This is a genomic window from Acidiphilium iwatense (assembly GCF_021556475.1).
Classification (GTDB): Bacteria; Pseudomonadota; Alphaproteobacteria; order Acetobacterales; family Acetobacteraceae; genus Acidiphilium; species Acidiphilium iwatense.
This window is the reverse complement of the sequence record NZ_JAKGBZ010000026.1, coordinates 39,252-49,119: the sequence shown is the minus strand read 5'-3', so window position 1 is coordinate 49,119 and position 9,868 is coordinate 39,252. Positions and strand designations below refer to the sequence as shown.

Annotated in this window: 8 protein-coding genes; 3 read left to right on the top strand and 5 right to left on the bottom strand. The window is 64.5% G+C overall.

Annotated features, from left to right (window positions below; genetic code table 11):
• Window positions 1–172 precede the first annotated feature (172 nt).
• Window positions 173–655, bottom strand: coding sequence for an Hcp family type VI secretion system effector (locus L2A60_RS13170; RefSeq protein ID WP_235704871.1), 483 nt, complete (start codon window positions 653–655; stop codon window positions 173–175).
• Window positions 656–684: 29 nt separating this feature from the next.
• Window positions 685–3,324: a type VI secretion system ATPase TssH gene (gene tssH, locus L2A60_RS13165; protein WP_235704870.1), complete on the bottom strand. Its 2,640-nt coding sequence runs from the start codon at window positions 3,322–3,324 to the stop codon at window positions 685–687.
• A 157-nt stretch (window positions 3,325–3,481) separates the two neighbouring features.
• Here tssH and tssA point away from each other — a divergent pair, with 157 nt between their 5' ends.
• A complete protein-coding gene (gene tssA / locus L2A60_RS13160; protein ID WP_235704869.1) occupies window positions 3,482–4,567 on the top strand; it encodes a type VI secretion system protein TssA in 1,086 nt (361 codons plus the stop codon).
• 94 nt (window positions 4,568–4,661) lie between these two features.
• A complete protein-coding gene (locus L2A60_RS13155; protein WP_235704868.1) occupies window positions 4,662–5,048 on the top strand; it encodes a hypothetical protein in 387 nt (128 codons plus the stop codon).
• A 65-nt stretch (window positions 5,049–5,113) separates the two neighbouring features.
• Here the strand turns inward: L2A60_RS13155 and tssC (L2A60_RS13150) are convergent, their stop codons facing one another.
• The 3 genes from tssC (L2A60_RS13150) to tssB form a co-directional block, all read right to left on the bottom strand.
• Window positions 5,114–6,604 (bottom strand): type VI secretion system contractile sheath large subunit, encoded by a 1,491-nt coding sequence (gene tssC, locus L2A60_RS13150; RefSeq protein WP_235704867.1) that lies wholly within the window; start codon window positions 6,602–6,604, stop codon window positions 5,114–5,116.
• A gap of 136 nt (window positions 6,605–6,740) precedes the next feature.
• Window positions 6,741–8,231 carry a type VI secretion system contractile sheath large subunit gene (tssC, locus tag L2A60_RS13145; RefSeq protein ID WP_235704866.1) on the bottom strand — a complete coding sequence of 497 codons (1,491 nt, stop codon included), beginning with the start codon at window positions 8,229–8,231 and terminating at the stop codon, window positions 6,741–6,743.
• Between the two features lie 3 nt (window positions 8,232–8,234).
• Window positions 8,235–8,744 carry a type VI secretion system contractile sheath small subunit gene (tssB, locus tag L2A60_RS13140; RefSeq protein WP_235704865.1) on the bottom strand — a complete coding sequence of 170 codons (510 nt, stop codon included), beginning with the start codon at window positions 8,742–8,744 and terminating at the stop codon, window positions 8,235–8,237.
• A 293-nt stretch (window positions 8,745–9,037) separates the two neighbouring features.
• On the opposite strand from tssB, the gene L2A60_RS13135 reads away from it, so the two are divergent.
• Complete coding sequence (locus L2A60_RS13135; RefSeq protein ID WP_235704864.1) at window positions 9,038–9,853, top strand: type VI secretion system accessory protein TagJ; 816 nt, start codon at window positions 9,038–9,040, stop codon at window positions 9,851–9,853.
• The last annotated feature ends 15 nt before the right edge of the window (window positions 9,854–9,868 follow it).

Here is a 9,868-nt window from a genome sequence, read left to right as displayed (position 1 = left end):
CCATGGCTGTTCCTCGATGATGCTTGGGGCCGACCCATTCGGACCCCCGTTCAACACACCATCACTCTGGGGGACAGCCACCACGCCGCCTATAGCTCGGCCACAGGCCCATTACGGCATCTAATCTTTGACGGGAGAAAGCCCGGCGCTTGCGCGCCGGGTTGGAGCAAAATCAGCTCATTTTCATCGTCTTGAGGTCGAAGTTCACCACGCTCTGGGTGCCTTGCGTGCCGTCGTCCTTCATCGGGATGCTGACGAAGCTGATCGACGAATAGTTGAGCGAGAGGGATTCGCTCGGCTTATCACCGCCCGAGCTCATGCTCAGGCCCGACATGATGACGTCCTTCAGTTTCACTTCGAGATATTTATCGACGCCGGAGCCAGATTTGTTGGTACGGGTGAAGACGATATCGACATCCTTCGCACCGCCGCTCAGCCCTTCCTTCAGGAGGTCGGGGCTCGAAACGTCATAATCCTTGGTGACGGTCACTTCGGACAGACTCGGCAGGCTGGATTCGCGGCCTTCGCCGCTGCCCGACTGCATCGCGACACCACGGCCGACACCCCATTGCACGCTGTTCAGCTCGATATATTTCGAATATCCCTCGGTGGTCACATCGCCGTCGATCGATGCGTATTTCATATAGATAGCCATAGTCTCTCTCCTGCTGGGTTGTGAAAAGCCTAGCCAAGCTCGTAACGGAACGATCCCTGCGGATCGATGCCGACAGTCACGCGGGAAATCGTCTCGCCCTCCGCCAACCGGGCCAGCACCTCCGCCGACAGCTCCGGCAGCAGGCTGCGCGAGAGGATGTTTTCCACGTTGCGCGCGCCGGACGAGCTTTCCTTGCAGCGCGCCGCGATGGTCTCGACCAGTTCGGGAACGTAATCGAAGCTCGCCTTGTAGGATTCGCGCACCCGGCGCGCGATCCGGTTGAGCTGCAGCCCGACGATCTGGCGGATCACCGCGTCCGATAGCGGGAAATACGGCACGAGCGTCACCCGGCCGAGAAAGGCCGGCTTGAAATATTTCATCAGCTCCGGGCGCAGCGCCTCGGCCAGCCCCGCCGCGTCGGGCGCGGTTTCGGGATCGGCGAACAGCTTGTCGATCAACTCGGTGCCGGCGTTGGAGGTCATGATGATGACGGTGTTCTTGAAGTCGATGTCGCGCCCTTCGCCGTCCTTCATGTTGCCCTTGTCGAACACCTGGAAGAACACGTCCTGCACGCCGGGATGCGCCTTTTCCATCTCGTCGAGCAGAATGACCGAATAGGGCCGCCGCCGCACCGCCTCGGTCAGCACGCCGCCCTCGCCATAGCCGACATAGCCGGGCGGGCTGCCCATCAGGAGCGAAACCTTATGCTCCTCCTTGAACTCGGTCATGTTGATCGTGGTGACGTTCTGCTCGCCGCCATAGAGCAGGTCAGCGAGGGTCAGCGCGGTTTCGGTCTTGCCGGTGCCCGAGGTCCCGACCATCAGGAACACGCCGATCGGCTTGCGCGGATCGGTCAGGCGGGCGCGCGAGGTGCGGATCGCCTGGGCGACGGCTTCCAGCGCGTGCGGCTGGCCGACGATGCGGCGCTCCATCGCCGCGCGCAGGTTGAGCACCGTGTTGATCTCATCGGACTGCATTCGTCCCGCCGGAATCCCGGTCCAACTTTCGACGATTTCCGCGACCGCCTGGCCGTCGACCACCGGAAAGATCAGCGGTTCCTCGCCCTGCAGGGCCTTCAGCGCGGCGGTTCGCTCGGCAAGTTCGGCGCGCAGTGCGTCCTTGTCCTCGGCGGAATCAGGGGTTTCGAGCTTGCCGCGCAATTCGGCTATCTTGGCCGCGAGGGTCTTTTCCTCGGCAAAGCGCGCGGTGAGCGCGGCGAGTTCGTCGGTCAGTTTCGCGCGTTCCTCGGCGAGTTCGCCGCGCCGCGCCGCGTGGTCGCCGCCGCTCGCCATCTCGCGGTCGAGAATGCCGGTTTCGGTGTCGATCAGGGCAATGCGGCGCCGGCGATCCTCGATCGGCGCGGGCTCGGTCACCTGGCTCATCGCCACGCGCGCGCAGGCGGTGTCGATCAGGGAAATCGCCTTGTCCGGTAACTGGCGCGACGGGATGTAGCGTGCGGAAAGCCGCACCGCCTCGCTGACCGCTTCGTCGAGAATGCGCACTTTGTGGTGTTTTTCCAAAGTGCCGACCAGGCCGCGGATCATCGCGGTCGCCATCGGTTCGGCCGGCTCCTCGACCTTCACCACCTGAAAGCGGCGGGTGAGTGCCGCGTCGCGCTCGAAATATTTCTTGTATTCGGCCCAGGTCGTCGCCGCGATGGTGCGCAATTCGCCGCGCGCGAGGGCGGGTTTCAGGATATTGGCGGCGTCGTTCTGGCCGGCCGCTCCGCCGGCGCCGATCAGCGTATGTGCCTCGTCGATGAACAGGACGATCGGCTTGGGCGAGGCTTTCACCTCGTCGATCACCGATTTCAGCCGGTTCTCGAATTCGCCCTTCACCCCCGCGCCGGCCTGGAGCAGCGTCATGTCGAGCGTGCGGATGGTGACGGGCTTCAGCGCCTCCGGCACGTCGCCCTCGGCGATCTTCAGCGCCAAGCCTTCGACCACGGCGGTCTTGCCCACCCCGGCCTCGCCGGTGAAGATCGGATTGTTCTGGCGCCTGCGCGTGAGGATGTCGATCGCCTGGCGGATTTCGAAGTCGCGGCCGAGGATCGGGTCGATCTTGCCGACGCGCGCGCGGGCGGTCAGATCGTCGGTGAACTGGTCGAGCGCCGCCGAACCGCCGGGGCGCGCCGCGCCGTCCTCGCCGCCAGCGGCGGGCGCGCCGTCCGCCGCGAGGGTCGCGCTCTGCGCCTCGGCGGAATTGCCGGTAATCGCGGCGAAATCGCGTTTCAGCGCGTCGGGCTGGATTTTCAGCAACTGGCCCGATGCGTCGCGGGCGCGGCGGGCCAGCCCTTCATCGGCCAGCAGCGCCCAGAGCAGATGGCCGGAGCGGGTGCGCGACAGCCCGTGCTCGATGGAGGCGAGCAGCCAGCCCTGTTTCGCGAGATCGACGATGTCGGGCGACAAAGCGGGGGCGCGGGCATTGCCGGTTTTCATCCGGTCGAGCCCGCGGTTGAGATCGATCAGGAAGCGTCCGTGATCGATCTCGTAATGGCGCAGGATGAGCGGAATGTCGGTGTCGGTGCCGTCGGCGAGCTTGAGCAGCCAGTGCTCGATCTCGACATTGTAATGGCTGCGCGACAGGGTAAGCCCCGCAGCGGCCTCCAGGCTGCGACGGCAATGATCATCCAGCCGTGCGATCAACGATTTCAGATCAATCGCCGCCATGACCTCCCTCTCGAATTTTTGCAGACCGAAACCATCCCGCGTCGTTCCGGCGCAAGAATAGTCACGTTCGATGTTATGTGTTAATGGTCTGCTTGTCCAGATCGGATCGGAAAACTTCGCTTTCGTATGACCTGTGTTACCTTGGAGACGCGTGGGCATGGCGCTCGACCTTACCGTTTTGTTAGAACCGATCGAGGGCGATGCGCCCTGCGGCGCCGATCTGCGCGCGGATTACGCGCCTCAGTCGCTTTACTACCGGCTGCGCGACGCGCGCTCTGACGCGCGGGCCGCCGAACGTGCGGCGGACGCCGATCCGTCGCTGGAGCCGGATGCCGCGCAGCATTGGCGCACTGTCCTGCAAGTTTCACAATCGGTGCTCGGGAAAACCCGCGATCTCGAGGTCGCGGCGTGGCTGACCGAGGCGCTGCTGCGCGAGGAGGGGCTTGGCGGTCTCGCGCAGGGCGCGCGGCTCATCGAAGGGCTGGCGAGAGGCTTCTGGGACGGTTTGCATCCGCTGCCCGACGAGGACGGGATGGAGACGCGGCTTGCCCCGGTCGCCGGGCTGAACGGGGTGGGCGGCGACGGCACGCTGATGCAGCCCTTGCGCAAGCTGCCGCTGTTCGCGATGCCCGACGGGACGCCGGTGGCGCTGTTCCAGTTCCAGCAGGCGGAGGAAACCGCGGGGCTCGGCGACGAGAAGCGCAAGGCCGCGCGAATTGCCGCGGGCGTTCCCGAATTCGCCAAGCTGGAGGTTGCGGCGCGCGCCGCCGGTGCGGCGCATTTCGCCGGCCTCGCGCGCGCGGCGCAGGATGCGGCGACCGCATGGCGCGCCATGGCTGCGGCGCTCGACGAGGTGGCCGGCGCGGATTCGCCGCCGACCGGGCGGGTGAGCGAATTGCTCGACCAGATTGCCGCGATCGCCCGGCGTTACGCGCCGGCGGTCGTGCCCGAAGCGGCGGCGCCCACGGAAGCCGAGGCTGAAACGATGGCAATGCCCGATCAGGCCGGCGGTGTGCCGCAGGCGCGCGGCCCGGTGCGCTCGCGCGAGGACGCGCTGCGCCAGCTTAGCGAAATCGCCGAATTTTTCCGCCGCACCGAGCCGCAATCGCCGATCCCGCTCACCATCGACGAGGCGGTGCGCCGCGCGCGGCTATCCTGGCCGGAACTGATCGAGGATATCCTGGCCGATCCGGCGACCCGGCAGGCGATGCTGACGGCGCTCGGGATTAAGCCGGGGCAGTGAGGAAAATTTAGGATTTTATTAGATCGAAACTCGCTCTCACTGATCGGCTGTCGCGAGTTGGAAGTATTGCGAGCCGGAGGCGAAGCAATTTATCTTGCCAACCCCGGAATGGACCGCTTCGCTTTCAGCTCGCGATGACGCAACGCGGGGAAACGGCGGAAGGAGAGCATTTGTCATGAGAAAAATCCATTGGCCAAATGGTAACGCTATTATCAAATTTATTGATTCAGGGGGCGTTGAATCCATCATATTTGCATTTTCAACGTTGTCATTCTTTTTTGTGACATTCCGCTCAATAATTGTTCGTGGTGCTGTGTTTAACTATTTGGCCTACTCAATCAATTTTACAATAATCCTGTGGAGCGGCGCTTATGTATTAATTAAAAATGATATTACAGCCCAAAACAAATCAAAAATTTCTGAAAAACTACATCAATTAGAACTTCGTTTAGAAAAATTAGAAAAAACTAAAGAACAATAACAATCTTGGAATACCATTTCGGACTCGTCTCGTTCAAAAATATTGAACAAATCAACGAACGCGTCTTACCCAACGCCCGGAGCAGACAGTTCGGTGACCAGCCGGAACGAGGCGGCGATGTCGTCGAGCTGATAGTGCGGCTGCAACAGGATGGTGCAGCCGAACGAGCCGGGTTTCGCCGGCAGTTCGCGCACCTGGACCGACGCGTCGAGCAGCGGGTAGCGCGCCCTGGTTTCCGCCCCGGCATCGCGATTGGCATTGGTGTAGCGGCGCAGCCAGGCGGACAATTCGCGCTCGATCTCGGCGGCGGTGCGGAACGCGCCGGTCATGTCCCGGCCCATCACCTTGATGAAATGGGCGAAGCGGGCGACGCAGACGATGGTGTTGAACTGCGCGGAGAGGCGCGCATTCGCCTCGGCGGCCTCGCCGCGCGGACCGGCATAGCGGCGCGGGGTTTGCAGGCTGCGCGCGGCGCCCAGCACGGTCTGGCCGCCGAAGCCGAGGGATGACAGCGCCATCAGCCCGGCATCGACCAGGGCGCGCTCCTGCGCGTCGGTCAAGGCAAGCTCGGTCTCGAACCGATCGAGCCCTTCCGGCGGATCGGGCGAGAAATGCGGCGCGGTGCCGGCCTCGATCAGGCCGCTGCCCGGCCAGTCCTGGATGTAGCCGCGCATGTCGGCCGGCCACTCATAGGTCGTCATCGCGCGGGCGACGGCGAAGGCGATGGCGTAGCCGGCGGCGAACCAGACGATGTCGTCGCCCGTGTCCACCTGCTCGGCATAGCGAAAGCCGCGCTGCGCCGCCGGCGCCTCATCCCAGAGCGGGCGGGCGCGCAGGCGCGGCAGGGCGATGCCGACGAAGCGCATATCCTCCCGGTTGCCGAGATTGCGGAACCGCTGATAGTCGGGCCCGGCGAAAATCGCCGCCGGGTTGAGCACGCCGGACAGCTCGTCGATCCGGTCCACCCCTAACAGCGCGGGTGCCGCGCCGAACACCATGGGCGAGAACGCGGCGGCGGCGACCGCCGACAAGGCGGCGAGGGCGGCGACATCGTCGGTCGCGGCACCAGGGCCGGGACGGTGGCGGATATCGTAATCCATCACCATCAGCCCATAGGGCTCGCCGCCTGGGCTGCCGAACTCATCCTCGTAGATCCGGCGAAACAGGTTGCTCTGGTCGAATTCCGGCGCGCGTTCGAGGTCGCGGCAAAGCTCCGGCCAGGACGCGTGCAGAACGCGCAGCCGGACGCGCCCGTTCACCTCGATCCGCGATGCGAGCCAGTCGAGGCCGCGCCAGCTTCCTTCGAGCCGGGTGAGGCGCGGATGGTGCAGGATCGCGTCGATCTGGCGGTTCAGCATCGCGTCGATCGTCGCGATGTCGTGGTCGAGGATCGCGCCGAACCGGTCGGGATCGCGCAGGATGCCGGCGGTATCGGCGCCGAGCCAGAGCGACAGCGCCGCCGGGGCCGAGGCGGTGAGAAATCGCGCGAGATCACCGGCCGCCGCCTGATGCCGGTCGCCGAAATAGCGGCCGGACAAAACGGCCTCGCGCAGCATCTTGATTAGAGAGTGTTGGGGAATTCGCTCTGGCGAGTGAGCCGGCGGTGTTTTGCGAGCACCGGAGCGGAGCGTACGTCAGTACGTGAGCACCGGAGCGCGGCAAAACGCCGTCGGATCGCCGCCAGAGTAGGATTCATGCCTTTTGCGGGATGCGGGCGACCATCCGCATCGACGTGGTCAATTCCTCCATCTGCAGCCAGGGGCGCAGATAGGCGACCGCGTTGTAGGAGCCGGGCTTGCCGGGGATTTCCTTGACCTCGACCTTCGCCTCGCGCAGCGGATACTTGGCCTTCATTTCCGGCCCGGCATCGGGGTTGCCGTTGACATAGTTGCCGATCCAGCGATTCAGCCAGTTCTCGCAATCCTTGGCTTCCATGAACGAGCCGATCTTGTCGCGCGCCATGACCTTGAGGAAATGGGCGAACCGGCTGGACGCCATGATATAGGGCAGGCGGGCGGAAATCGCGGCGTTCGCGGTGGCGTCCGGCCGGTCGTATTTCTTGGGTTTCTGCGCCGACTGCGCGCCGAAGAACACGGCATAGTCGGTGTTCTTGTAGTGGCAGAGCGGCAGGAATCCGAGATTCGAAAGCTCGAACTCGCGCCGGTCGGTGATGCCGATTTCGGTCGGGCATTTGGCGTCCATGTCGCCATCGTCGGACTGGAAGACGTGGAACGGCAGGTTCTCGACCTTGCCGCCGCCCTCGGCGCCGCGGATCGCCACACAGAAGCCCGACGTGGCGAAGCTCGCGGTCAGCCGCTCGCCCATCATGTAGGCGGCGTTCATCCAGCAATAATCGTGATGCCCCATCGGCCGCGCCGCACCCGACGGGTCCTGCGGCGCTTCCTCGTAATTGAAGTCCTCGACCGGCGCGGTCGCGGCGCCGTAGGGCATCCGGGCGAGCACCCGTGGCATCACCAGCGAGACGAAGCGGGAATCCTCGGTGTCGCGGAAGCCGCGCCATTTCGCGTATTCCGCCGTGTCGAAGATCTTGGCGAGATCGCGCGGTTTCGACAGCTCGTTCCAGTCCGAGAAGCCGAACATGCCGGCGCCGGCGGCGGAGATGAACGGCGCGAAGGACGCGGCGGCGACGTTGGAGATCAGCCGTAGCGATTCGATGTCGTCCGGGTGGTTGGTCCATTCATAGTCGCCGATCAGCGCGCCATAGGGCTCACCGCCCGGCGTGCCGAATTCGTTCTCGTAGAGCTTCTTGAACAACTGGCTCTGGTCGAACTCGACCGCCTTGGTCAGGTCGCGGTTCAGCTCCCGCTTGGTCATATTCACGACCTTGATCTTGAGCGAGGTGCCGGTTTCCGAGTTCATCACCAGATGATGCAGGCCGCGCCAGCTTCCTTCGAGCTGAAGGAAGCGCGGATTGTGCATCACCTCGTTGAGCTGGACCGAAAGTTTGTGGTCGATCGCGGCGATCGCGCGGTCGATCGTGCGGGTCAGGTTCTTGTCGAAGGTGACGGTGCCGGTCAGCGCTTCCTGGACCAGCGTTCTCACCAATTCCTGCGCGCGATCGGGCTCGGTCTGCTTGGTCGCGCCCACCACCTGGTCGAGCAGGCTGACGGTTTCGGTCGTCGTCGTCGTGGCGGCGGCGGGGTCTGACTGGGTGCCGGACATCGATCAACCCTCCTGCTTGCCGAGGCCGAGTTCGCCGGACAGCGCCTTCAGCTCCGCATCGTTCTGCAGCACCTGTTCGAGCAGGGATTCGAGCTGCTCGGAACGGTCGGCCTTGCTCATCAGGTCGCGCAATTTGTTGCGCGTCTCCAGCAGCGCCTTGAGCGCCGGCACCTGCTGCACCACCCGCTCCGGGTCGAAATCCTCGATGCCGTTGAATTTGAGATCGACCGCCATCTGGCTGCCGTCGTCGGCGAGCTTGTTGTCGACCTTGAGCTTGAGGCCGGGCGTCATCCGCGCCATCACGTCGTTGAAATTGTCGCGGTCGATCTGGATGAATTTCCGGTCGGCCAGCGGCTTCAGCGGCTGGGTCGGATCGCCGGAGAAATCGCCCATGACGCCCATGACGAAGGGCAGTTCGCGTTCGATCTGCGCGCCTTCGGTTTCGACATCGTAGGTGATATGCACGCGCGGCTTGCGCACGCGTTTGAGTTTTTCATGAATACTGCCGCTCATCGTCCGGTCCCCCAAAAGGCGCCTGTGTCGCGAGCCGTCACTGTTTCGGGTGAAACATCGGCCATAAGTCGTGCCGGATCGCACGACCCGGCCGGTTCCGTTCTTTTGCCGGATCGTATGCCGCCGCCGCACGCAAGGTCAACCGTAATCGGCTCGGCTTCGATCGTCGCACGGTCCCGCCGGGATGTTAGCGCACCCTTGCGGGGCCGTAAACATCACGATTGCGATGGCATTGCGCCGGCGCCGGTGTTTCAATACGATCGTTCGTAACGTAACGGGCAGGGGCGTTGACAATGCAGGGCAACACGATACCGACGGAAGGCAGTGCGGGAGCCGCGTTCCGGGCCGGGCGTCTCGACGATGCGATCGCCGCCGCGACCGTTGCGGTGAAGGCGAAGCCCGCCGATGTCGCCGCACGGGTTCTGCTCGCGGAAATGCTGGTCTTCGCAGGCAATTTCGAACGCGCCGACGTACTGCTCGACGCCGCCGGCCAGCTCGATCCCGGCGCCGCGGTGGTGGTTGCCGAGTTCCGCCAGTTGCTGCGCGCCGAGATGGCGCGCCGCCAGCTTTATCGCGACGGGCGGGTGCCGGAGTTTCTGGACGAGCCGGGGCCGGTCGAACGCGCATTGCTGGAAGCGCTGGTCGCGCTCCGGGCCGGCGACGCGGCGGCGGCACGCAAGGCGGCCGATGCGGCCGAAGCCGGCCGCAAGACAATGACGGGCGAAGCCGACGGCGTTAAGTTCGAGGATTTCCGCGACGCGAGCGATATCACCTCCGGCATTCTCGAAGTTCTGACCACGACCGGGAAATATTTCTGGGTGCCGATCGCCCGCGTCGCCGAGATCACCTTCCATAAGCCCGTGCGGCCGCGCGACCTGATCTGGCGCCGGGCCAGCCTTGCCGTCGCGTCCGGGCCGGACGGCGATGTCTATATCCCGGTCACCTATGCGTCGGATGATCCGGCACTCGGCGCGGAATACCGCCTCGGCCGCGCCACGGTCTGGACCGAAGGCGACGGGCCGGTTGCCGGGGTCGGTCAGCGCGAGTTCCTGGTGGGTGACGAGGCGGTGCCGATCATGGAACTCGGCGCGCTGCGCTTCGCCGAATGATGAGCGCCGGATTTC

Bases quoted from the DNA above. Each gene is read 5' to 3' on its own strand.
- tssC (WP_235704867.1), bottom strand. From the start codon at position 6,604: ATGCTGCGCGAGGCCGTTTTGTCCGGCCGCTATTTCGGCGACCGGCAT.
- L2A60_RS13135 (WP_235704864.1), top strand. From the start codon at position 9,038: ATGCAGGGCAACACGATACCGACGGAAGGCAGTGCGGGAGCCGCGTTC.
- tssH (WP_235704870.1), bottom strand. From the start codon at position 3,324: ATGGCGGCGATTGATCTGAAATCGTTGATCGCACGGCTGGATGATCAT.
- L2A60_RS13170 (WP_235704871.1), bottom strand. From the start codon at position 655: ATGGCTATCTATATGAAATACGCATCGATCGACGGCGATGTGACCACC.
- tssC (WP_235704866.1), bottom strand. From the start codon at position 8,231: ATGTCCGGCACCCAGTCAGACCCCGCCGCCGCCACGACGACGACGACC.
- tssB (WP_235704865.1), bottom strand. From the start codon at position 8,744: ATGAGCGGCAGTATTCATGAAAAACTCAAACGCGTGCGCAAGCCGCGC.
- tssA (WP_235704869.1), top strand. From the start codon at position 3,482: ATGGCGCTCGACCTTACCGTTTTGTTAGAACCGATCGAGGGCGATGCG.